Origin of the sequence: Burkholderia sp. E168m15, assembly GCF_016586105.1 — a bacterium.
Taxonomy (GTDB): Bacteria; Pseudomonadota; Gammaproteobacteria; order Burkholderiales; family Burkholderiaceae; genus Burkholderia; species Burkholderia orbicola.
This window is the reverse complement of record NZ_BCPO01000195.1, coordinates 1-22,932: the sequence shown is the minus strand read 5'-3', so window position 1 is coordinate 22,932 and position 22,932 is coordinate 1. Positions and strand designations below refer to the sequence as shown.

Below are 22,932 nucleotides of genomic sequence, written 5' to 3'. Positions count from 1 at the left end.
TGCCCGCGCCGCTCCCTTGTTGCGGAGGAGGTGCTCATGTCTGGTGTTCGTTGCGATGCGCTCGCGATCGTCGACGCCGTCACGCTGCTGTCGGCCTACCCCGATGCGAGCCGGGACGCCGACGTGCCGACCGTGATCGACGGCCGGCACATCTACGTGTTGAGCCCCGGCGACGCCGGGCAGGTCAGCCACAACGACAACCGGCTCTTCGCCGGCCTGTCGCCGGGCGACCAGCTTCGTCTGCGCGAAACCGCGCTGGCGCTGCGTGCGGAGGTCACCGTGCTGTTCGTCCGGTTCGCGCTGAAGGACGCGGGCATCGTCACGCCGCTCGAAGCGGAAATCCGTGACGCCGCCACGCCGGTGCCGGACGGCGATGACCTGCTGCATCCGTCGTGCCGGCCGATGAAGGACCATTTCTGGCACAGCGAGGTGCTGGCCCCGGGCACCACCACGTGCACGGCCGATTTCGCCGTGCTCGATCGCGACGGCGCCGTATCGGGCTACTTCCGCTGGGAAACGACGATCGAGATCGCCGGTAGCCGGCCGGACACGAAACGGCCCGACGTCAAACCGTAGCCGGATCGCAACCGCCGTTTCACGTTGCAGTGAAACAGTGGCCGTTCGCCCGAACCTCGCCATGTGCCGTCGTCAGGTGCGCGGCAGCCCCGGCGGATTGGTCTGCGAGCGCTCGATCGCCTCGGCATCCAGTTGCCAGTGATCCAGCGCCTTCCGGTAGCTGCCGTTCGCGATCAGCGCATTGATCGCGAGCGTCAGCGGATCGGCGAGGCCGCTGCCCTTGCGGGTCGTGATCGCGATATCCGCGGTGCGCGGCCAGCCGCCGCTGACGGTACCGATCAGTTTCGCATCGCCGCGCAGCGACGCCTGGTACGCGAGCATCGAATTCACGCTGAAGATCGTGTCGACCCGGCCCGACTGCAGCGCGACCCAGCGCTCGGCCGCATCCGCGTAATACTGGATCTCGACCGGCGCGAGGCCGCGCGCGACGTTCTGCCGGTTCCATTCGAGCAGGATCTTTTCCTGGTTCGTGCCCGAATCGGTCACGACGCGCAGCCCCGCGACGTCCTTCGGCTCGCGGATCGCGGCCAGCTTGCTGCCGGTCTTCACGTAGAAGCCGAGCTGGTCCTTCCGGTAAGTCGAGAAATCGAACTTCTCCTTGCGCTGCTCGGTCACCGTCACGTTCGAAATCACCGCATCGACCTTGCCGGACTGCAGCGCAAGCGGCCAGTCGGCCCACGCGAGCGGCACGATCTTCAGCTTGCGGCCGACGCTGTCCGCGATCAGTTGCGCGAGATCGGGATCGAAGCCGACCACCGTGCGTGCGTCGGTCGCATAGGTGCTGAGCGGCGGCAGGTTCGGCGCGATGCCGATCGTCAGCGTGTTCGCTTCGGCGAACCGGAAGCCGGCCGGCAGCGCCTGCTCGACGGCCGGGTTTACGGCGCCGCGCTGCCGGGCCGGCTGCTCGGGGCTCAGGTCGAACGATGCAGCGTGCGCGGCGACGGCGCTCCCGGCGATCAGCGCGGCGGCCAGCACACGGGCGATGCGTGTAACGGCAAAGGCGGGTCTGCTCATGTCTTGTGGAATCCTGTTTTTATTCGAGGATGCTTGGAGTGAGTGCGGGCAGCAGGCCAGCGCCGGCCGCTGCCCCACCGGGTCGATCACGCAGGCGTCGCTTCGAGTTCGACCGCGGCCGCACGTTGCGGCGCCGGTTGCACGACGGGCGACGGCTGCCTCGCCTGCACCGACTCGCCCGCATACAGCGCCTTCGGGTCGAACACACGCGCCTGCAGCGGCGTGAACGCGCGGAAATTCCACAGGCTGCGCGCGACGAACACGCGCTGCACCCAGCGAAACGCGCGGTCGTTCTCGTCGTACTGAGGATCGAAGCGGTCGCGCGAATGCAGCGTGAAGTGATTGTTGATCAGCACCAGCTTGCCCGGCGACACCTGCACGCCGAACGACACCTCGCGCACCGCGCGATACAGGTTGGCCAGCGCTTCCTGCGCGCGCGTGTTGACCGCCAGCACCATGTCCGGATAGAACGCGACCGTCACGCGCGGCGCATCGAGCGGCCCCGACAGCACGGCGCTCAGGTCGGTGTTGTCGCGCGGCGTGGGCGCCGCGCCGCGCCACCGGTACGGCACGCGGATGATGTAGTGCTCGCCGTAGAGTTGCGCGATGTCGTCCGGCGACAGCAGTTGCAGCGCACGGCGCGCATCGGCGAGCCGCGTGTACGGGCCGCCGCCGGCCTCGCTGCGTACGCCGAGCAGCAGCAGCGCGAACGGCGACGTGTCGCCTTCCGGCATGTGCGCCTGCGCGGCGTTCTCGATATGAAAGTCGAGCTCGACCTCCGAGCCGAGGCCCGTGTAGTCGCGCGCGGTCGCCTTGTGCGGCGTCAGGTTGTTCACCAGCTCGCGGCCCTCGTGTGCGATCGAATAGGGTTCGCCGGCCAGCGTGCTCAACGCGACCAGCACGTTCTCGCTCAGCACGCCGGCCTTGAACGAGCGGCCGGTTTCCTCGAACCGCGGGCTGCCCTTCACGTCGTCGTCGATCGGCAGGTTGTCGATCTCGATCGAGCCGTGCGCGTCCGCGGTCGGTGCCTTGGCACGATCGAATGCGTCGACGATCCGGTCGGGAAACGCGTTGTAGGCCAGCTTGCGGACTGCGCTGATATAGCCTGCGCCGCCGGCCGGGTCGTAGGCCAGCGCGCCGAGCGTCTGGCGAATGTGAGCGGATTCCGCTGCCGTCAAAGCGATGCGTGCATCTGCGAGATAGGTCATAGGTCTCTCGTATAAAGATCCGGTTCGAAGAGCGGCGTGGCACACCGCCGCGCTCCGCCGTCCTCGGGGCGAAGCGCTCGACAAGACTAGGAGACCGTCATTGCATTGCGAAATGATATTAATTCGATTGCAAACAAAAATTATCGATATAAGTTCAGCAATCCGCGCGGAACCGGTTCACGTCCCTGGCGTCATCCCTTAACACGAATACTTGTTAAAAAATCGCTGCTTATTATTTGTACTCGCCAACGGGTCGATGCTAGTTTTCTGTCGGATTCGACGATGCGGCCAGCGCCCGACGGGCAGCCGGCTTCCTTCATCCGCCATACGGAAACCGCCCGATGAATCGATACCGCCTGCCGCCGCATACCTGCCGCACGCCCCGGGAGCCACGATGAGCGACCGTGCCCCGACGCTCGACCGCATCGACCGCGGCGACCACATGCCGACCGCCGCCGCTGATTCACGCCGCACGTCGCTGCGCGCGATCTTCCCGACCGTCGCGGCCGCGAGCCTCGGCTTCGCGATCGTCCAGCTCGACGTGACCGTCGTCAACGTCGCGATTCCGAGCCTCGGCCACGCGTTCGGATCGAGCATCCACGGGCTGCAGTGGATCGTCGATGCGTACACGCTGTCGTTCGCCGCGCTGCTGCTGACCTCCGGCACGCTGGCCGACCGCTTCGGCAGCCGCCGGCTGTTCGCGTACGGCCTTGCGCTGTTCCTGCTCGCGTCGCTCGGTTGCGCGCTCGCGCCGTCGCTGGTCACGCTGGTCGCCGCGCGGGTCGCGCAGGGCGTCGGCGCCGCGATGATCCTGCCCACGTCGCTCGCGCTCATCACCCATGCCTGCGCCAACGATGCCGCCGCCCGCGTGCGAGCCGTCGCGTGGTGGAGCGCGACGGGCGGCGCGATCAGCGCGGCCGGGCCGACGCTCGGCGGCCTGCTGATCGATTCGCTCGGCTGGCGCGCGATCTTCTTCATCAACCTGCCGATCTGCGCGCTCGGACTGTGGCTCACGCTGCGCCACGTGCGGGATTCGGCCGCCGCGCGCACGCGGCTGTTCGATCCGGCCGGCCAGTTCGTCGCGGTGCTCGTGCTCGGGCTGCTGACGGGCGGGATCATCCGGGCCGGCGCGCATGGGTTGGGTGACCCGTATGCGGCCGGCGCGCTGATCGCGTCAGCCGTACTCGGCGTGTTGTTCGTCGCGATCGAACGGCGCGTGGCCGCGCCGATGCTGCAGCTCGCGTTGTTCCGGCTCCCGCGCGTGCCGGGCGTGCTCGCGATCGGCGCGGTCACGAATGCGGCGTTCTACGGGCTGATCTTCTCGCTCAGCGTCTATTTCCAGAACGCGTGCGGCTTCACGGCGACCGAATCGGGGCTCGCGCTCGCGCCGCTCACGATCATCATGCTCGCCAACATCGCAAGCGCGCGGCTCGCGGTCCGCTACGGCTTCCGCGCGACCGTCATCATCGGCCTCGCCGTCTCGCTCGCCGGCTACGTGTGGCTGTGGCAAACGCTCGCCGCGCACACACCGTACCTGCTGTTGGCGCCCGGGCTCGCGGCGATGGCGATCGGCGGCGGCATCGCGATTCCCGCGCTGACGTCGACGATGCTCGGCAGCGTCGAGGCCGGCCGTTCGGGCACCGCGTCCGCGATCCTCAATACCGCGCGCCAGGTGGGCGCCGCGATCGGCGTCGCGGCACTCGGCGCGCTGGTCGCCGGCCAGGGCGCGGCAATCGTGGCCGGTGCGGCACGTGCGTTTGTCATCGCGGCCGTGCTCGTCGCGATCTGTGTCGTGCTGGCGGTACGCTGGCCCCGCGACGCATCCGCTACCGGCACGCGGGCCTGAGCGCGCCGTCGCCCGACCTCCTTCAACCGATCCCCATCCGAGCGAGGAATCCATGCAGCATCGCTTCATCGATACCGTCCTGATCGTCGACGGCGCGTCGACCGCCGCCTACCTGGCCCCCGCGTTTCGTGCATACGGCATTCGTTGCGCGCATGTGATCAGCGACCCCGATCTGCCGGAAATCTACCGGAACCAGTTCGTGCCATCCGACTACATCCGCCAGGTCCAGCATCGCGGCGACATCGACGCGACACTCGCGCAACTGAGCGATCTGCGGATCGGCGCCGTGCTGCACGGCCTCGATGCGGCGCTGGAGCTGGCCGACACGCTGGCCGAGCGGCTCGACGTGCCGTCACGCAACCCGCTCGCGACCTCCGCCGCGCGGCGCGACAAGTTCGCGATGAACGAACGCATTCGCCAGGCCGGGCTGCGCGCGCCGGCGCACTTTCACAGCACGTCGGTCGATGAGGCGCTCGATTGGGCACGCGCGCACGGCACGCTGCCGCTCGTCGTGAAGCCGGCGCGCAGCGCGGGCGTGGCCGGCGTGAAGATCTGCCGGACGCTCGCGCAGGTCGAGGCCGCCGCGCGCGACGTGCTGGCCACCCGTTCGCTGTACAACCAGCCGAACGACGACATCGTGATCCAGAGCTATTCCGAGGGGCAGGAATACATCGTCGACTCGGTATCGTTCGAAGGCCGGCACCGCGTGGTCAGCCTGTGGGAAGTGCATCGCGACCGCACGCACGCGCCGCGGCTCGACAAGATGCTGGTGCTGAACCACGCCGACCCGCGCTACGCCCCGCTGCTCGACTACGCGGCCGACGTGCTCGACGCGCTCGACGTGCGTTTCGGGCCGACCCACCTGGAGCTGTTCGATACGGCCGACGGCCCGACGATCGTCGAGCTGAACGCCCGGCTGCACGGCAGCCTCGATCCGCGGCTGACGAGTGCGGTCAGCGGCGAGAATCACGTGTCGGCCGCCGTCGAAGCGGTGCTGCATCCGGAGCGGCTGTTCGGCGACGTCACCGCGCCGACGGATTTTCGCGGGTACTGCGGGCACGTGCTGCTGCTGTCGTCGCGCAACGGCGTGCTGCGGCAGGATTTCACGTGGCAGGCGATCCAGGCGCTGCCGTCGTTCGTCGGGCTCAAGCAGTGGATCAAGGTCGGCGACACGCTGCGCGTGACCACCGACCTGCAGACCGCGCTCGGCACGGTCGGCCTGTACAGCCCGACCTTCGAGCGGCTGCTCGAGGATTGCCGGCGGATTCGCGAGATCGAGGCCGATTTCTTCGCGGACGAAGGCGCGGTTGCGCCGGCCTAGGGCGTGTATCAGCGCGCGAGCAGCGCCCCCGCCTGCCGGCCGAGCACCGCGCGCAACGCGTCGAGCTCGGGCAAGGCAGGCGCTTCGTCGGGCGTGACGAGGTAGGTGGTCACGCTGTCGAGATCGTCGAACGCATGCGTGCGCACTTCCTTGCGCGCCACATGTTCGGTCGTGATCCGCTTCGGCAGGATCGCGACGCCCATCCCGGCCGCCACGCAGCCGAGGATCGCGCCGAACGTGCCGAACGACGACACCGATTCGATCGCGATGCCGCGCGCCTTCAGCCAGTGCTCCGCGACCGCGCGATACGGGCAGCCATCGTGAAACGCGAGCAAGCGCACCGTGTTGTCGGCCAGCAGTTGCCGGCGCGTGACGGTCGCCGCGCTCACCAGCACCATGTCTTCCGCGAACGCGGGCTCGTAACGCAACCCGGGCCGGACCACCGCCCGTGCGGTCAGCGCCGCGTCGATCCGGCCGCGCAGCAGCGCCTCGGCCAGATCCGGCTCGCTGCCGATCTGCACCGCGAGGCCGAGCGCCGGATCGCGTTCCTTCAGCGCGGCGGCCAGCGCCGGCAGCCGCGTGGCGGCCGTGCTTTCCATCGAACCGAGCCGGAAGCTGCGGGCAACCGGCGTTTCGCGCACCACCTGCGTCGCCTCGTCGACGAGGCGCAGGATGCGATCGCAATACGGAATCAGCCGGCGCCCGGCATCGTTCAGCACCAGCCGCTTGCCGTGCCGGTCGAACAGCGGCGCGTCCAGCGACTCCTCGAGCTGACGCAGCCGCGCGGTGACGTTCGATTGCGTGCAGCCGAGCCGTTCGGCCGCACGCAACGCGCTGCCTTCCTGCACGACGGCCCGGAAAGTTTCGAGCAGAGGGATGTTCATATCGATTTCTCTTGTTACTGATTCAGTTTATATCATTTTACTTCGCCCATCATCCGGATTAGCCTAGGGCATGTTCCGAGGAATCCGCATGCCATCTGCTGCCTGCTCCGGCTTTACGTCCGTTCGCCGCCCGCCCGAGGTTCGTCCGTGCGTGCACTGATCGCCGCGCTGGTGCGGCGCGGTCCGACCGTGCTCGCGTGCGGCGTCGGCCTCGGGCTGCTGGTGCCGCCACTCGCGGCGCTCGCGCGGCCGCTGATGCCCGTTACCGTGTTCGTGTTCGTGCTCGGCACGCTGCTGCGCGTCGAACCGAGCGCCGTGCGCGCGGTCGCGCGACGGCCCGCGGTGTCGCTGCTGCTGCCCGCGATGACGATGATCGCGTGCCCGGTCGCGCTCGGCATCGCCGCGCGGCTCGCCGGCCTGCCGTACGACTGGGTCGTGGCACTGGTGATCGCCTACTGCGCGCCGCCGTCGAGCGGCACGTCGACGATCGCGCGGATGCTGTCGCTCGACGCCAGTGTCGCGCTCGTCGCGACCCTCGCGTCGATGGTGTTCGTGCCGCTGACCGCGCCGCTGCTGACCGCCTGGTTCAGCCACGACGCGGCGGTGTCGATCTCGCCGTCGAGCCTCGCGCTGCGGCTCGCGCTGCTGATCGGCAGCGCCGAGGGCGTCGCGCTGCTCGTGCGGCGCTTTGCGGGCGCACGGCTCGCGCGCCATGCGACACCGATCGACGCCGTCGTCGTCGTCGCGCTGCTCATATTCGCGCTCGGCACGATGGCCGGCATGCAGCAGTCGATCATCGATGCCCCGCACCGCGCGTTGACCGCGATCGCCCTCGCGTTCGTCGTCAACGCGGGTTTTCAGCTCGTCGCGTACGGGCTCACGCCCGGCGACGTCCGCACGCGCCTGAACGTCGCGCTGATCGTCGCCAATCGCAACGTCGGGCTGATGTGGGCCGCGCTCGGACTGGCCGCGACACCGACCATGACGCTCGTGTTCGCGTGCGCGCAGTTGCCGATCTATACGCTGCCGCGCGTCGTCCAGCATCTGCTGCCGCGCCTCGAGGCGCAGCGCCTGCGCCGGCGCGCACGCTAGCCGGCTTCCCCCTTCCGCCCTCGATCAAGGATTCCTCATGAAGCGACTCATCGTGATCGGCGCACGCGCCACCGGCAGCAGCGTCGCGCTGGTGCGCGCCGCCGTCGCACGCCGGGTGGCCGTGACCGTCATCACCACGCCCGGCCATCGTCTCGACGGCGTGTTTCCCGACGACGTCGAGACGGTCAACCTCACGCCCGACGCCGGGCAGCTTGCCGGCTGGCTGCGCGCGCGCTTTCCGGACGAACTCGACACGCTGCGCGTGACAACCGCGCACGATACCTATGCGCGCACCGCGGCATGGGTCGCCGATGCGCTCGGGTTGCCCGGTCCCGATGCGCGGCACGTCGCGTATGCGGTGTCGAAGTCGAACCAGAAAGCGCTGCTCGCCGAGCACGGCATCCCGGCCGCGCAGTTCGTCGCGGGTACGCTGGCCGCGCCGGCGGCGCTCGCGGCGGCGGCTGCTCCGTTGCGCTTCCCGGTCGTCGTCAAGCCGTCGGAAGGCTCCGCGAGCGACGGCGTGCGCCGCTGCGAGGACATCGCCGCCGTGCGCGCACAGCTCGACACGCTCGCCGCCGCCGCGCAGGCCGACGCACCCGAGCTTGCGACCGAACGCGTCGTCATCGAGGAATTCCTGGCGGGCAGCGAATATTGCGTCGAGTATTTCGACGGCCGCTACGTCGGCGCGCTGCGCAAGCTGAAGCGGCATGGTGCCGGTTTTCTCGAGCGCGGGTATACGTCGGAACTCGATCTCGACGCCGACACGCTGCGCGCGCTGATCGACGTCGGCACGCGCGCGACGGCCGCCGCCGGGCTCACGTGGGGGCCCGTGCATCTCGACTGCATCGTGCATGATGGCGTGCCGCACGTGATCGAACTGAATCCGCGCATCGCGGGCAGCTTCATCTGCGACATCGTGCGCGACGGCTACGGTTTCAACGTGGTCGAAGCGTTGCTCGACAAGCTCGACGGAAAGGCGGTGACGATCCCCGAGCTGTTCGAGCCGCATGCGTATGCGCGCGCCGAATTCCTGCTCGACAGCGATCCCGGCGCGTGGCGTTTCGCGCGGGGCGGGGAGATCGACGACGGGGCGGTCAGGATCAGCTACGGGCCGCAAGTGCTGCCCGATCGCGAGCGGCGTGCATTTCTTTATGTGCGAGTTGCGTTGCCGGCAGCGCACGGTGCGGCGGACGACGCGGGGCCGGCGGCTGAGCGCCGCGAATTGAAGTCGACTACCGAGTCAGCCTGACTTCAGGTGAGCGTGGTTTGCTTGCGCCGGCGGGAGGCGTCCCGCGCCAGAAGAAAAACACGAGCGCGCCTGCGATCGCCTGCGCTACGACGACGAATGCGACGCAGCCCACCCAGCCCCACCGATTCCATGCGGGAACGGGCAGGATCGAGCCGAGACTGCCGCCAAAGTAATAGAAGGACAGGTAGACGCCGATCGCCGTCGATCTTGCACCCGGTGCCGCGCGCGAGATGAACGCATTGGCCGACGCCTGCTCGACGAACACCGCGGTCGAACTGAGCGCGAGACCGGTCAGGATCGCTGCGACACTGCCCGACAAGGTCAGCAATGCACCGACCATCGCGAGCCCGGTCGCCGCGAGCGCGAGATCGCGCGGGCCGCGTTTCGCCGCGACGCGGCCCGCGAGCGGCGTGACGACGACCGCGACGAGAAACACCGCATAGATCGCGCCGATCTCGACCGTATTGAAGCCAAATGGCGCGCGGGCCAGCCGCAGTCCGACGAAGGTGAACGTCGCGACCTGCGAGGCGAGCACGCATGCGCCGACCAGAAACGAGGCCAGCAGCGGGCCGCGCGTCAGGAGCTTCCAGCGCGGTATCGACGCTCCCTCGCCTTCCGGACGCGCGGCGCCGGACGACGGCAGGCACGCGTGGATCGCGAGGCCCGTTGCGAGACACAGGAACGCGATGAAATCGAGCGCGTGACGCCAGCCGAACCCGGACGTCAGCACGTTGGTCACGAAGCGTCCGGCGAAGCCGCCGAGTGTCGTGCCGGCGACGAAGAGTGCGCTGACCTCCGTCGCCGCGTCGTGGCTGAAGATCTCGCCGATGCAGGCGATCGAGATCGCGAAGATGAACGGCATCAGCATGCCCGCCGCAAAGCGGGCGGCGAGGAACGATGAGAAGCTCGCCGCGTGTGCCGACCACACGACGGGAAGCACACACGCCACGGCAGCCCACGAAATCACCGTTCGGCGATCGAAGCGGGCAGCCAGCGCACCGACGAACGGCGCGATAATGGCAACCGCCAACGTGGTGGCGCTGATGCCCTGGCCTGCTCGTTCCGCGCTCACGTTGAAGGCCGCGGCGAGTTCGTGCAGGATGCCCTGCGTCGAATAGAGATTGAGAAAAGCCGCGAAGCCGCACAGGAAAAATGCGAATCGGATGGTTCTGTTGCCCACTGGTGACGCCCTCTCTGATGTGGGTGACAGTCTGACGAGTGGACGACACGCGTGCCAATACTGATTTCGTGGCCATTGATACCGAAACGACAAGAATGCTCGACCTACGCCGCCTCCGCTATTTCGTGACCGTCGCCGAAGAATTGCACTTCGGACGCGCGGCGTTGCGTTTGCGTATCGCCCAGCCGCCGTTGACGCGCCATATCGCCGCGCTGGAAGCCGACCTCGGTATCCGGCTGTTCGAACGATCGACACGTGCGGTGCAGCTCACGCCGGCAGGCGCGCTGTTCCTCGAACACGCGAGGAGCGTCATTCATGCAGTCGACGAGGCGGAGGCAACGGCGCGCAAGATGGCGCAAGGTGTGGTCGGTCGCGTCGTGATCGGCTATGCGAGTTCCATTCCGATGTCCGACGCGTTTTCGGACATCATCCGCAATGCGAGCCGCAGCATGCCGGAAGTCGAGCTGGCGTTTCGGGAAGTATCGACCGCCACTCAGCGCCAGCAGATCGCCGACGGCACGATGGACGTCGGATTCGGCTGGTCAGCGGCGAAGGCACCCGGGGAGCGCATCCGGTCCCTCGTCGTGTCGCGGGAGTCGCTCGCCGCCGCGGTTCCCGCCCGGAGCAAATACGCGGACAAGGCGACGATCGAGTTCCGTGAACTGGTCAAGGAGAACTTCGTCACGTTTCCCGCGGGTTACGGTTCCGCGCTGAACGCCGCGCTCGAGGATCTGTGCGCGCAAGAGGGCGTTACGCCGCGGACAGGGCCGACCGCATCGCAGATCACGACGCTGGTGTCGCTGGTGGCCGCGGAACGCGGCGTCGCCATCGTGCCCGGCTTCACGTCGACGTTGCAACGCTCGGGCGTCGCTTACGTGCCGCTGGCGAGGCCGCACGTTCTCGAATTGGTCGTTACGTGGTCCGAACCGTTCTCGTCGAGCTGCGTCGAGCAGTTCATCGAGTTTGCCAGGTCGATCACGCGCGGCTAGGTCCTGTTGACACAAGCCCCGATCACCCGAGCGGAAAATACGTGACATCCGGCGCGAACGGCGCATTCAACGCAATGGCGACCACGTCTCCGGCAAGCCGATCGTCGACGTCGCCCTTTCGATCTGTTCCGGACCGCCGGCCGGAGGCCACAGGCCCTCCGCGTAGTGCCGCTTTCGCAACGCCATGCGTTCTTCCAGGCTTGAGAATCCCCAAATGTGCGTGATGCGCGGCGGTCCATCGAGCGCGTACAGATTGCAAACGAGATGCGACGTATAGGCTTTGGCCGGGCCCACCGCGCGTTCCCACGCGGAAATGGTCGGCGCAATACCGCCGGCTTTCAGCCAGTAGCGGCGAATTTCATAGAAATCGCCCAATGCCGCCGGTTCGATGTCGGGTAGAAAAGGAAAAAGTGCATAGCTTTCCATCGTCAATCGAACGGACGCGCTTTCAATGCCGAAAGGTCGCTCGGCGCGCAATGCCCGATCGCGTTCATGCTGCAATGCATCCATCGTCTCGAAGCCACGCAGCACGACGACCCGCGATAGCTCACCGATTTCCGTGCGCCATGCGCCGAGCAGCCTCCCGTGCGCGTCGGCATCCGACACCCAGTGATGCGCACGGCGGGACACCCTGTCCTGGTCCAGCAGCGGACACGACAACGTCGTGAGTTCATACGGCATATCTGCTCTCCTTTCGCTCGTCTATCGCACTGTATTTCCAAACCGGTGGCCGATAAACGCGCCGCACCTTGAAACAGAATCCAGTAGCATTGCGTAATGGATCTCCTCAAGGCGATGGCCGTATTCGTCCGTATCGTGGAAACGGGTAGCCTGACGGCGGCCGCGCAAGCGTCCGATCTGTCGCCGACCATGGTCGGCAACTACCTTCAGACTCTGGAAAGCCGGCTGGGCGCGGTTCTCGTGCACCGCACGACCCGCAAGCAGAAAGTCAGCGCGTTCGGCCACGCTTACTACGAGCGATGCGTCGAAATTCTCGGTCTGGTCGACGACACGGAACAGCTTGCGCTCGCTCACCTCAAGCAGCCACGAGGGCGTTTGCGCGTGACCGCGCCTGTCGTGTTTACGAACGAGTGCCTGATTCCCGCGCTCGCGGACTATTACCGGCGCTACCCCGAGATCAAGCTCGATATCGTCGCAACCGATTCGCTCGCCGATCTGTTCGACGAAGGCTTCGAGGCGGCCATTCGCATCGGCACGCTCGCCAACCCGGATGTGGTGGCGCGTCCGCTGGCGCCATATCGGCTGGTGCTGTGTGCGTCGCCCGCTTACGTTCACGAGCATGGCGCGCCGGCTACGCCGCACGCGCTAGGCGAGCATCATTGCCTGACCTATGCGTATCCGCCCCGAGCGGAATGGCACGCGGCGCAAACCCAATGGACGCTGGAAGGCCCGGATGGGCCGATGAGCCTGTCCGTGGACGGCAGACTGAAAATTGACAATGCGGACGCGTTGCGCCGGGCGGCGTTGAGAGGGCTGGGTATCGCGATGCTTCCTTCCATCTTGATACGCGACGACATTCGAGAGAAGCGCCTCATCGAGATCATGCCGGACTTCGCCGGCCCCGAACGGACGATGAACCTGCTTTATCTTCAGGAGAGGCAGCAATCACCGAAGCTTCGCAGCTTCACTGAATTCGTGGTCGACCGGTTCGGCGCCGAAACGGCCTGTCGGACGTGAGGCGATTGCCGCCGGTCGCGAAAGGCGTCGTACTTCATCGACACCTCGCGATTTCGACCCGATGTACGTTTCCGTCCTCACCCGCCGTGGTCGCTCATCTGCACCGACCCGCGACGGAATGGCGCCGAAGCGACGATGCTCAAGTCGGATCGCGCCACCTCCGCCGCCTGCAGGGCGTGGCCGTTAGCCGCGCGAATCGACCCAGTTGCGTGCCCAGCGTGCCGAGTGCGCGAGCGCCTGTGCCTCGCTCGTGAAGTAATCGAGCGAATAGAACTGATAGCGGCCTTCGTCGTGCGTGCTATCGGCGCGTTCGAGCAGGAGGTTGGATGAAAAACTACCGTCGGGCAAGCGATGCGCCGAGGGTTGGACGGCATAGCCGTTGTACTGTTGAATTCGTTTGTTGTGCATTTTAATTTTAATGATGTTCGAATGCGCGCGTGCCGTGCGAAATGCGCACGGGTAAGCCGATTCAAAGCCATTGCGGACTGAATCTGACGCAGTCGGAAAGCGAAAATAAGGCGTTGCGGCCGGAGGGGGAATGAAGTGCAACGAGACGTGTGACGCTCGGCCAGCTGAATCACTCGATACAGCTCAAGGCGATCGCGCCAACTTGGGGAGGCGAAGCTCCGTTGGGATGTCGCTGCGACCCGGCGTCCGTCGTGGGAGGCCGGGCCCTTCAAACTTTACAGTGGCTTGATGTTCGCCGCTTGCAGACCCTTCGGGCCTTGCTTCGTTTCGAAGCTCACTTTTTGATTTTCAGCCAGCGTCTTGAAGCCGTCGGCACGAATTTCGGAGAAGTGAGCGAACAGGTCGTCGCCGCCCTTGTCCGGAGTAATGAAGCCAAAGCCTTTGCTGTCGTTGAACCACTTGACGATACCGGTATCCATGAAGATTCCTTGAGAAAAAAAGGGAAATTTGCTCTGTTGAAAGAGCGCGTGAAGCGTCAAGGAGGGAGAGGACAACGAATACCGCTGGGGAGGAGCGAGCAATTGATGAACAGCAATCGGACTTCTTGGACTTCGGTACATACACTAACGGCAGGTGCCGGCCGCGTCAACGACTATCTTGTAACTGTGTGACATCCAGCTCGACGCGCCGACATCGAGACGCCCTTCCGCATCGCAGACGTGACTCCCCGACCGCGGGCAGCGAAGCCGAAGGCTGTCGTCACGACTGGACCCACACCGCCCCGCTTCACGCCTTCGCGAAGGCGAGCAGCAGCTCGCCGAGTTTGCCCGGTTGCTCCTGCTGGATCCAGTGACCTGCGCCGTCGATCAGCTCGATGCCGCGCATGCTCGTCGCCGCCTTCGTTCTCATCAGATCGAGCGCGCCAGGCGCCGAATAGGTGCCCCAATCGCGCTTGCCGCCAATGAAGAGCGACGGGACGTCGATCGTCCTGCCCGAAAACAGGCGCAACTCGGCGTTCAGGTCGGGATCGGACAAGACACGATAAGCCTGAAGCGCGCCTTGAAACCCGGTACGGCCATACTCCGCCGTGTATACGCCCAGTTCCGCGTCGGTGAGCCATTTGCAGGCAAGGATTTCGGCGGCGGACGGCTGGAATGGCGCGACGGTCTCGGGCATCGTCTTGCCGAGATCCATCACGTAGTACGTGGGCATTTGCGCCAGTTCCGAGGCCGTGAGCGCCTTCAGCGGATGCGGCTTGTTGCCCGGCCAGTCGGCGCTCTTCACGTGGAAAAATGCCCGCAGAAACGCTGATAGACCTTGGGGCGGGTGCCACATGTCCCGGTTGGCGTTCCGTGTGCACAGGTATTGCTGGTAATACGCTCTCGGCGGATCGAGCGCGGCAAGCGCCGCCGCCAACTTCCGGCCTTCGCTGTTCGGTTGAGCCGACGATGTCTCGCTTCGCGCCGTGTCGAATGGGAGCGCCGGCGGACCAGGGAACGGCGCACTCATCAGCACCACTGACGGAAAGACGTCCGGTCGCGCCAGCGCGCAATACGCCGCCACAGGCGAGCCGAGGTCGTGCCCGACCAGCATCGACGTATGCCGATACCCCAACGCCGATACCAGTCCGAGGGCGTCGCGCGTCATATTCAGGAGGCTGAAGGGCCCGAGCGGAGCGTCATAGTCGTTCGCCCAACCGGTCGTGCGTCCATAACCGCGCTGGTCGGGCGCCACGACGTGGTATCCCGCGTCGGCCAGGATGGGCATGAGATGCCGCCAGCCGTAGGCCAGATCCGGAAAACCGTGCAAAAGCAACGCGAGCGGCCGGCCGGCGCTTTCATGACCGGCTTCGAGAATGTGAACATCGAGGCCGTTCACCCCATGGATCATGCGCGAGCGCACTCCTTTCGGAAGCGTTCCTGCACCGTATGTCGGCGTGGCCAAATCACTCTCTCCTGTCGGGGTTGCGCGGGCAGGACGAAGCAAGGCAGCAACCAGGCCGGCCGCGCCCATCGCCAGAACGGTTCGTCGCGGCGCCGATGGCTTGCTCTTGTCGACGGGCATCGTCGAACTCCGAAATATGGTGATCACCATAGTATGGCGATCGCCATAGACCGGTCAAGCGGAACGTGGTACTTTTCCCGCATGACACGCAAGACTGACGCGCGCGCTCGCGCGATTGCCACGGCCGAACGGCTGTTTCGCATCCAGGGCTACACGGCGACCGGGCTGACCCAGATTCTCGAGGAAAGCGGCGCGCCCAAAGGGTCGTTCTACTTTCACTTTCCTCGCGGCAAGGCCCAACTCGCCGAGGAAGCAATCGATAACTACGTCACCCATCGAATTGCCGTCTTGCGGAACATCTCGGCTGATACGACCGGTCATGCGCTGAATTTTGTTCGCCAGATCTTCAGCACGTTTGCGGCCGAAATGGTCGCCACCGATTTCCAGTACGGGTGTCTCATGCAAAACCTGGCAAACGAACTGCCCGCGCTCGACGCCGAGCTGACCCAGCGGGTGGCGCGGGGGTTTGCCGATTCGACCGAGGTGATTGCGGCGCATTTCAGGGGGTGCGGGTTCGCTGCCGCGCGCGCATCCTCGGCCGCGGCCGCATTGGTCGCCGCGCTCGAAGGCGCCCGCACGGTCGCGCGCCTGGAACGCTCGCCGGCCGTGTTCGACGCACTGGCAGATGTCAGCAGCCAGGGATGGGGCGCTTCCGAGGGGTGATCCGGCCCAATGTTCTCGTCATGCGTCGTGCCTTGCGCACATCACGGGGAAATTGCCCGTTGCCGTGATGCCGCACCGGTTCGGTATCCGTGAACGCACGACGTGCCGCGAATTCAATTCTCTCGACCGCGTTAGCTCGAACTGCGCAGCGGTAGCCTGGCAACGTGAACGCGTGGAAAACTGGCAGGCGGCCGGACGAGTACCCCGAATTCCGAAGCATGGCCAGGTCGATCAAGCACGACCTCGCCGCGCAGATCGTCTATCGGTGACCAGATTGCAAGCTCGGCCAGACCGGAAGTCGACGTACCGCAACCGCGAACGCTCCGGCCGCCATCGCGAACACCCAAACCGCAGGTCAATGCGAAGCACCGAACAGTCGAATCACGACGCCGCGCAACCACCGGTTGCCGGCCTCGTGGTGATAGCGCGCATGCCAATGCTGCCGCACCGCGAAGCCTTCGACCGGGATCGGGCATGCATGAACCGCCAGATCGTTGGCTTGGGCCAGCGTCTCGCCGATATGACGCGGTAGCGTCGTGATCAGGTCGGTCGTCTGAACGATCGCCCCCAGCCCCAGAAAGCCCGGCAATTCCAGCACCACGTCTCGCTCGATGCGCGCCTGCCGCAGCGCCTGTTCGAGGAGTTGCGCCCCCGTTCCCGCCGTAATGGCGACATGCCCTTCCGAACGATACTGCCTGGCCCCGAGCCGACCGCGAATCCTCGGGTGATGCCGATTCACCAGACAAATCCAGTCCTGGTCATACAGCTTCTGCTGATAAATGCCGCCGCCCAGCCACGGCACGTAGCCAATCGCGAGATCGGCTTCGCCGGATTCGAGCGCCCGCTCCGTATTGCCGTCGATCCGTGCGGCTTCCAGCCGGACGCCCGGCGCCTGCGCCCGGACATGGGCCAGCAGCCGCGGCAGCAGCGTGACGTGGCTCGCGTCGGTCATGCAGATGCGAAAGCGTCGCTGGGCGGTCGCGGGATCGAACGCGATCTCCCACGCCGTGAAGCGCCGCAGCGATTCGAGAATTTCCCGGCAGGGCCCGATCAGCGCGTCGGCTTGCGGTGTCGGCGCCATGCCGCCGGGCGTGCGGATGAACAGCGGATCGTGCAGGTGTTCCCGCAAATGCCCGAGCCAGATGCTGACGGTCGGCTGGCTCTGGCCGAGCTGCTCGGCGACGCGCGTGACGCTGCGCACGTCGTACAGGAGATCGAATAGCTGAAGCAGCTTCAGGTCCGGCAGATCAGCGGGCATCGTCGCATTATTGTCCATGGCAATGACGTCATTGTACTCATTGCATTGTCGGCATGAGCGGCGGCTCCTATCGTGAGGCCATACGTCAAGGAGACACCATTGAAAATCGCGATTCTAGGAGCCGGCGCACTGGGTTGTGCGATCGGCGCCACCCTCACCGAAGGCGGTCACGAGACCTGGTTGATCGACCGCTCGCCCGCACACGTCGATGCGATGCGTCGCGACGGCCTGCGGGTCGACGACGCCCGCGGCACCCGGCAGGTACGCGTGCACGCGACGACACAGGCGGCCGAAGTCGGCGCGGCCGACGTGGTCGTGGTGCTGGTCAAGTCGTTCCACACTGACGCGGCGATCCGCGGCGCCCTGTCGCTGGTCGGGCCCGATACCGTCGTGCTGTCGCTGCAGAACGGCCTCGGGCACGAGGACATCCTGAGCGACGCCGTCGGCCGCGAGCGCGTCCTCGCGGGCAAGACCTACGTCGGCGGCGTGCTGCGCGGGCCGGGTCATATCGAATCCGGCGTGATCGGCAAAAACACCTACATCGGCGAACTCGACGGCCGCATCACGCCGCGCGTGCAGGCGATCGCCGCCGCGTTCGATACCGCCGGCCTCGCGACGACGATCAGCGACAACATCGTCGGCACGATGTGGGACAAGCTGCTGGTGAATGTCGCGACGGGCGCGCTGACCGGCCTCACCGGCCTCACCTACGGGCAGCTCTACGACGAGCCGCTGCTGAAGGCGACGTCGCTCGCGGCGGTCGCCGAAGCGATCGCGGCGGCGCAGGCAGCCGGCGTCAAGCTGTCGATGACCGATCCCGAACAGGCCTGGACCCTCGCCGCCGAGGGGCTGCCCGCCGCCTTCAAGACCTCGATGCTGCAAAGCCTGGAGAAAGGCTCGATCACCGAGATCGACTTCATCAACGGTTCGGTCGTGCGCGCCGGGCAGCGCCATGGCGTGCCGACCCCGGTCAATGCCACGCTCGTCGCCTGCATCAAGGGGCTGGAGCGCGCGATGGCCGATCGCCAACGTGAGGAGGCCGCCGCATGAGCGCCACGAAAGCCTATCTCGAACACGTCGCGATCTGGGTGAAGGACATCCACTGGCACATCCGTTTCTTCGAGGACGTGCTCGGCATGACGCTGCGCGAAGTGGACGGCCCGCTCGACGCACCGCGACAGTACTGGACGCTCGGCGGCATGCAATTCATCCACGCGCCCGACCACAATGGCCCGGAAGGCCGGCTCGCCCATCTCGGCGTGATGTGCGAGGACCTGGAGGCCGCGCTGGCCGCCGCGCGGCGATTCGACGTGACGGAGATGCCGCAGGGGCGCAACTGGATTCGCCTACCCGACGGGCTTGCCGTCGAACTGATTCAGGCCAGGCCGGCTTCATGCGTCGCGCAAGCACTGGCGATCAACCCGCGCGCGGAGGCATGACCATGACGATCGTCGAGAAATACTGGGACGACGCCCGCGAGGGCGACACGTGCACGAGCCCGACCTACCTCGTGACCAAGGAACGCATTCTCGCGTACGCCGACCTCACCGGCGACCATACGCCCGTTCACGTGGACGAGGAATACGCGAACGCCAGCCATTTCGGCTGCCTCGTCGCGCACGGGCTGTTCGGCCTGTCCATTGCCGACGGCCTGAAGACGCAGAGCGACTATCGCTTCCTGCCGGGCATGTCGCTCGGCTGGACCTGGGATTTCCTGCTGCCGATCAAGGTCGGCGACGTGCTGCACGTGACGTTCCGCGTCGGTTCGATGCGGGCCAGCAAGAGCCGCCCGGACTGGGGCATCGTCGTGCTGCCGTCGGAACTGATCAATCAGGACGGACAGGTCGTTCAACGCGGCGAACATCGCCTGATGGTGCCGCGCCGTCCGGAGGCACTGTAATGCAGGCACGTCCCCTCGAAGGCATTCGCGTCGTCGACTACAGCCATTTCCTCGCCGGCCCGTATGTCGGACGCTGTCTCGCGGCGCTCGGCGCCGAAGTGATCAAGGTCGAGCGCCCGGGCGCCGGCGACGCCGGACGCCAGCACGCGACCGTGCTCGACGACCAGCAAAGCGGCTACTTCCTGCAGCTCAACATGGGCAAGCGCGGCGTGAGCGTGAACATGAAGGACGCGCGCGGCAAGGCGTTCATGCAGCGGCTGTGCGACTCCGCCGACGTCTTCATCGAGAACTATCGGCCGGGCGCGCTGGACAAGCTCGGGCTCGGCTATGAAGAACTGTCGGCGCGCAATCCGGGCCTCGTCTACTGCTCGATTTCGGCGTACGGTCACACTGGTCCCGACGCACATCGTGCCGGCTTCGGGCTGATCGCCGAAGCGAAGAGCGGGATCATGCAGATGGTCGGCACGCCCGGCGAGCGGCCGCCGCTGCTCCGCATATCGCTCGGCGACATGTACACCGGCATTCATGCGGTCGCGGCGATCAACGCCGCGCTGCTGGGGCGCGTGAAGAGCGGCCGCGGGCAACACGTCGACATGGCGCTGTACGACACGCTGGTGTCGATGCACGAATATGCGGTGCAGTGCTACACGCTGAAGGGCGTGCTGCCCGAGCAGACCGGTCACGACATGCCGACCTCGACACTCTATGGCGTGTTCCGTGCCGCCGATGGCGATCTCGTGATCGCCGCGCAAGTCGACGACGCGTGGAAGCGCTTTGCACAACTGATCGAAGCGCACGGCGGCCCGGCTGGCTTCGGTGCGGACTCCCGGTTTCACGACAGCACCGGGCGCAATGCGCATCGCGCGGCGATCCTGTCGGTGGTCGAACCGTGGGTGGCCGCGCGTTCCGTCGCGTCGGTACTGGACCTGCTGGACGGCATCGACGTTCCGTGCGCGAAGGTGCAGCGCATCGACGAGGTGTTGAACGATCCGCAGATCCAGGCCCGAGGCATGGTCGTCGAGCAGCAGCATCCACGCTACGGCACGCTGCGCCTGCCCAACCTGCCGTTCCGGTTTTCCGATTGCGATACGACGATTCGCGAGGTCGCGCCCGATCTCGGCCAGCACAACGCGGAAGTCGCACGGTCCCTCGGGTTCGATGCGGCCGAAATCGACGCGATGCAGGCCGACGGCGTCCTCTATTCAAAAGTGAGCCAATGATGACCGACCAATACGCGGTGATCGGCAATCCGATCGGACACACCAAATCCCCGCTGATTCACGGCCTCTTCGCGCAAGAGACGCAGCAGGACCTCCGCTACACGGCGATCGAGGGCCCGCTCGAGCCGGCAGGCGCTTTTGCTGCCACTGTTCGTGCGTTTTTCGACGGCGGCGGCAAGGGCATCAACGTCACCGCGCCGTTCAAGCTCGACGCATTCGCGATGTCGGACGAACGCAGCGAGCGGGCGCAGCTCGCGGGCGCGGCCAACGCGCTCAAGTTCGACGGCGGCCGCATCCTGGCGGACAACTTCGACGGCATCGGGCTGGTTCGCGATATCGAGGCGAACCTCAATCTGCCGATGGCCGGCAAGCGCGTGCTGGTGTTCGGTGCGGGCGGCGCAGCGCGCGGCGCGCTGCTGCCGTTTCTCGACGCCGGCCCGGCGGAACTCGTGATCGCGAATCGCGACGTCGACAAGGCGCGCTTGCTGGCCGCGCAGGTCGCCGGTCGCGGCCCTCTGGTTGCCGGCAGCTATGCCGACCTCGCGCGGATGGGACGTTTCGATCTGGTCGTCAACGCGACGTCGGCCAGTTTGACCGGCGATCTGCCGCCTGTCCCGCCGAGCGTGTTCAGTCCGACGGGAACCGCCTACGAACTCGCCTATGGCAAGCGGCTCACGCCGTTTCTCCGGCTCGCTAAAAACGCGGGCGTGCACGGGATCGCGGATGGTGTCGGCATGCTGGTCGAGCAGGCGGCCGAGGCGTTCGCATGGTGGCGCGGCGTGCGGCCCGCGACCAGCGCGGTGATCGACCGGCTGGCCGTGCCGTTCGACTGAACACGCGATGGGGATCGGCATGCAGGCGATCCCGATGCGCCAAGGCATCGATCGCGACAGTGTCGGCGGGCGCGATCCGGTAGACTCGGCGGGCGCGTCCATACGAACGAGCTGCGCCGAGCAATCTCGCATTACCGCTGTCCTCCGTCCACGCCCGATACCGTGCCGAACACCGTCATGCCGGACACCACGCGCCCCGCTCGCCTGAACTTCGCGCTCATGTTGCCGCTGCTGCTGGCGGCCCAGCCGGTGGCGACCGACAGTTATCTGCCGGCCCTGCCTGAAATCGCCGCGACACTGGGCTCCGCCAGCGTCAGTCTCACGGTTTTCGCATTGATATTCGGTGTCGGACAATTGCCGATGGGCGGTCTTTCCGACCGAATCGGCCGCCGCCCCGTCTTGCTGACCGGCCTTGCGCTCTATGCGCTGAGTGCATTGGCGGCGGCGCTCGCATCGAGCGCCGCGATGCTGGTGGCCGCGCGTGCGATGCAGGGCTTTGCGATGGCCGCGATCCTGGTATGCGCGCGTGCGACGGTACGCGACCGGTACTCGGCGGGCGACGGCCCGTACGTGATGGCGCGCGGTTTTATGGGAATGGGGATGATGGCGTTCCTTGCCCCGATTCTCGGCGCGTATGTCACGCAGCACGCGGGCTGGCGATGGGTACTCGCGGGGATGAGCCTGTATGCGTTCGGCTTGCTCGTCATGTGCTGGTACGGCTTCGAGGAAAGCGCCGCCAGAATCGCGCCGGGCCGGAACTCGACCGGGGACGTGCGCGAGATATTCGGCAATGCCCCGTTCAGGGTATGGACGCTGCTGGCCGCGTCGACGTACACCGGCATGTTCTGTTTTCTGCTGCTTTCTCCGACGATTTACATCCGGCAGCTCGGCATCTCGCCCCAGCGATACGGCTGGATTCCGGCGAGCGGGACGCTCGTCTATGTCCTCAGTACCGTTGGCTGCCGGCACTTGCTGCGACGTCAAAGCATGCTGCGAACGGTGCGGCAAGGCGCGACGCTGAGCCTGTCAGGCGCGGTGATCCAGGCATTGGGGTGCGCGCTGCTTCCCGGCAGCATCTGGCCGCTGCTCGTCGGGCACGGCGTGTATTGTCTCGGGCACGGAATCCATCAGCCATGCGGGCAGGCAGGCGCGGTCAGCGGCCTGCCTCATCTTGCCGGCCGCGCGGTATCGTGGTCCGGCTTCATCATGATGTTCTTCGCTTTCAGCGTGGGGCAGACGGCGGCGGTTTTCACCGATCCGCGCTATCAGTCGGGCGCGTGGCCAATGGTGGTGCCGATGCTTGGCGTCGGCGTTACGCTGGTTACGATCGCGTTTGTGTGGTTGCCGAGAATCGGTGGCGCGAATTTGGGCGCGGCAGCGGTTCCGGCGCGGGCGGTAGATGGTCGGTGAGTTGTGGTGGGAACTCGGTGGAAAGCGGCGGGATGGGTGTCCAGCGCGTCTCTTGTGACCGCCAAATGGACTTGGTGAACGTGATGCTCGACAAGGACGCTGCGAGCGAGCATCTAGGC

Annotated in this window: 23 protein-coding genes; 14 read left to right on the top strand and 9 right to left on the bottom strand. The window is 66.4% G+C overall.

What is annotated here, in order from left to right:
* Nucleotides 1-36: 36 nt before the first annotated feature.
* Complete coding sequence (locus JMF86_RS31275; RefSeq protein ID WP_011549066.1) at nucleotides 37-576, top strand: AidA/PixA family protein; 540 nt, start codon at nucleotides 37-39, stop codon at nucleotides 574-576.
* Between the two features lie 72 nt (nucleotides 577-648).
* On the opposite strand, the gene JMF86_RS31270 is transcribed toward JMF86_RS31275, so the two are convergent.
* A complete protein-coding gene (locus JMF86_RS31270; protein ID WP_011549067.1) occupies nucleotides 649-1,590 on the bottom strand; it encodes an ABC transporter substrate-binding protein in 942 nt (313 codons plus the stop codon).
* 86 nt (nucleotides 1,591-1,676) lie between these two features.
* Nucleotides 1,677-2,798: a TauD/TfdA family dioxygenase gene (locus JMF86_RS31265; RefSeq protein WP_011549068.1), complete on the bottom strand. Its 1,122-nt coding sequence runs from the start codon at nucleotides 2,796-2,798 to the stop codon at nucleotides 1,677-1,679.
* Nucleotides 2,799-3,192: 394 nt separating this feature from the next.
* Between JMF86_RS31265 and JMF86_RS31260 the strand changes: the two genes are divergently transcribed.
* Both JMF86_RS31260 and JMF86_RS31255 read left to right on the top strand, forming a co-directional pair.
* Complete coding sequence (locus JMF86_RS31260; RefSeq protein WP_011549069.1) at nucleotides 3,193-4,644, top strand: MFS transporter; 1,452 nt, start codon at nucleotides 3,193-3,195, stop codon at nucleotides 4,642-4,644.
* A 52-nt stretch (nucleotides 4,645-4,696) separates the two neighbouring features.
* The gene (locus JMF86_RS31255) at nucleotides 4,697-5,965 is read left to right on the top strand and encodes an ATP-grasp domain-containing protein (protein WP_054928647.1); all 1,269 of its coding nucleotides are present in this window, start codon (nucleotides 4,697-4,699) and stop codon (nucleotides 5,963-5,965) included.
* 8 nt (nucleotides 5,966-5,973) lie between these two features.
* Here JMF86_RS31255 and JMF86_RS31250 read toward each other — a convergent pair whose 3' ends face one another.
* On the bottom strand, nucleotides 5,974-6,849 hold the full coding sequence (locus JMF86_RS31250; protein ID WP_011549071.1) for a LysR family transcriptional regulator: 876 nt from the start codon (nucleotides 6,847-6,849) through the stop codon (nucleotides 5,974-5,976).
* Nucleotides 6,850-6,996: 147 nt separating this feature from the next.
* Here JMF86_RS31250 and JMF86_RS31245 point away from each other — a divergent pair, with 147 nt between their 5' ends.
* Both JMF86_RS31245 and JMF86_RS31240 read left to right on the top strand, forming a co-directional pair.
* Nucleotides 6,997-7,941, top strand: a complete 945-nt coding sequence (locus JMF86_RS31245; RefSeq protein WP_011549072.1) for a hypothetical protein — start codon at nucleotides 6,997-6,999, stop codon at nucleotides 7,939-7,941.
* 37 nt (nucleotides 7,942-7,978) lie between these two features.
* Nucleotides 7,979-9,190, top strand: a complete 1,212-nt coding sequence (locus JMF86_RS31240; protein WP_011549073.1) for an acetyl-CoA carboxylase biotin carboxylase subunit family protein — start codon at nucleotides 7,979-7,981, stop codon at nucleotides 9,188-9,190.
* Here the strand turns inward: JMF86_RS31240 and JMF86_RS31235 are convergent.
* The gene (locus JMF86_RS31235) at nucleotides 9,174-10,370 is read right to left on the bottom strand and encodes an MFS transporter (protein ID WP_011549074.1); all 1,197 of its coding nucleotides are present in this window, start codon (nucleotides 10,368-10,370) and stop codon (nucleotides 9,174-9,176) included. The genes JMF86_RS31240 and JMF86_RS31235 overlap by 17 nt on opposite strands.
* Nucleotides 10,371-10,465: 95 nt before the next feature.
* Between JMF86_RS31235 and JMF86_RS31230 the strand changes: the two genes are divergently transcribed.
* Nucleotides 10,466-11,359, top strand: a complete 894-nt coding sequence (locus tag JMF86_RS31230; RefSeq protein WP_054928646.1) for a LysR substrate-binding domain-containing protein — start codon at nucleotides 10,466-10,468, stop codon at nucleotides 11,357-11,359.
* A gap of 66 nt (nucleotides 11,360-11,425) precedes the next feature.
* Here JMF86_RS31230 and JMF86_RS31225 read toward each other — a convergent pair whose 3' ends face one another.
* The gene (locus JMF86_RS31225) at nucleotides 11,426-12,040 is read right to left on the bottom strand and encodes an NIPSNAP family protein (protein ID WP_011549076.1); all 615 of its coding nucleotides are present in this window, start codon (nucleotides 12,038-12,040) and stop codon (nucleotides 11,426-11,428) included.
* 96 nt (nucleotides 12,041-12,136) lie between these two features.
* On the opposite strand from JMF86_RS31225, the gene JMF86_RS31220 reads away from it, so the two are divergent.
* Nucleotides 12,137-13,057 (top strand): LysR family transcriptional regulator, encoded by a 921-nt coding sequence (locus JMF86_RS31220; protein WP_011549077.1) that lies wholly within the window; start codon nucleotides 12,137-12,139, stop codon nucleotides 13,055-13,057.
* A 183-nt stretch (nucleotides 13,058-13,240) separates the two neighbouring features.
* Here the strand turns inward: JMF86_RS31220 and JMF86_RS31215 are convergent, their stop codons facing one another.
* The 3 genes from JMF86_RS31215 to JMF86_RS31205 form a co-directional block, all read right to left on the bottom strand.
* Nucleotides 13,241-13,465, bottom strand: coding sequence for a hypothetical protein (locus JMF86_RS31215; RefSeq protein ID WP_011549078.1), 225 nt, complete (start codon nucleotides 13,463-13,465; stop codon nucleotides 13,241-13,243).
* 275 nt (nucleotides 13,466-13,740) lie between these two features.
* Nucleotides 13,741-13,944 (bottom strand): cold-shock protein, encoded by a 204-nt coding sequence (locus tag JMF86_RS31210; protein WP_011549079.1) that lies wholly within the window; start codon nucleotides 13,942-13,944, stop codon nucleotides 13,741-13,743.
* Nucleotides 13,945-14,251: 307 nt separating this feature from the next.
* A complete protein-coding gene (locus tag JMF86_RS31205; RefSeq protein WP_011549080.1) occupies nucleotides 14,252-15,355 on the bottom strand; it encodes an alpha/beta fold hydrolase in 1,104 nt (367 codons plus the stop codon).
* A gap of 207 nt (nucleotides 15,356-15,562) precedes the next feature.
* On the opposite strand from JMF86_RS31205, the gene JMF86_RS31200 reads away from it, so the two are divergent.
* Nucleotides 15,563-16,192 (top strand): TetR/AcrR family transcriptional regulator, encoded by a 630-nt coding sequence (locus JMF86_RS31200; protein ID WP_011549081.1) that lies wholly within the window; start codon nucleotides 15,563-15,565, stop codon nucleotides 16,190-16,192.
* A gap of 355 nt (nucleotides 16,193-16,547) precedes the next feature.
* Here the strand turns inward: JMF86_RS31200 and JMF86_RS31195 are convergent, their stop codons facing one another.
* Nucleotides 16,548-17,468, bottom strand: a complete 921-nt coding sequence (locus JMF86_RS31195; protein WP_011549082.1) for a LysR family transcriptional regulator — start codon at nucleotides 17,466-17,468, stop codon at nucleotides 16,548-16,550.
* A gap of 81 nt (nucleotides 17,469-17,549) precedes the next feature.
* On the opposite strand from JMF86_RS31195, the gene JMF86_RS31190 reads away from it, so the two are divergent.
* The 6 genes from JMF86_RS31190 (at nucleotide 17,550) to JMF86_RS31165 (ending at nucleotide 22,813) form a co-directional block, all read left to right on the top strand.
* On the top strand, nucleotides 17,550-18,500 hold the full coding sequence (locus tag JMF86_RS31190; RefSeq protein ID WP_011549083.1) for a ketopantoate reductase family protein: 951 nt from the start codon (nucleotides 17,550-17,552) through the stop codon (nucleotides 18,498-18,500).
* Entirely contained in the window at nucleotides 18,497-18,889 is a 393-nt protein-coding gene (locus JMF86_RS31185; protein WP_011549084.1) for a VOC family protein, read from the top strand. Before JMF86_RS31190 ends, JMF86_RS31185 begins: the two co-directional genes overlap by 4 nt.
* A gap of 2 nt (nucleotides 18,890-18,891) precedes the next feature.
* Nucleotides 18,892-19,350, top strand: coding sequence for a MaoC family dehydratase (locus JMF86_RS31180; protein WP_011549085.1), 459 nt, complete (start codon nucleotides 18,892-18,894; stop codon nucleotides 19,348-19,350).
* Nucleotides 19,350-20,570, top strand: coding sequence for a CaiB/BaiF CoA-transferase family protein (locus JMF86_RS31175; RefSeq protein WP_011549086.1), 1,221 nt, complete (start codon nucleotides 19,350-19,352; stop codon nucleotides 20,568-20,570). The genes JMF86_RS31180 and JMF86_RS31175 overlap by 1 nt, the downstream gene beginning before the upstream one ends.
* Nucleotides 20,570-21,403 carry a shikimate dehydrogenase gene (aroE, locus tag JMF86_RS31170; protein WP_054928651.1) on the top strand — a complete coding sequence of 278 codons (834 nt, stop codon included), beginning with the start codon at nucleotides 20,570-20,572 and terminating at the stop codon, nucleotides 21,401-21,403. Before JMF86_RS31175 ends, aroE begins: the two co-directional genes overlap by 1 nt.
* Nucleotides 21,404-21,580: 177 nt before the next feature.
* Nucleotides 21,581-22,813 carry an MFS transporter gene (locus JMF86_RS31165; RefSeq protein ID WP_054928644.1) on the top strand — a complete coding sequence of 411 codons (1,233 nt, stop codon included), beginning with the start codon at nucleotides 21,581-21,583 and terminating at the stop codon, nucleotides 22,811-22,813.
* The last annotated feature ends 119 nt before the right edge of the window (nucleotides 22,814-22,932 follow it).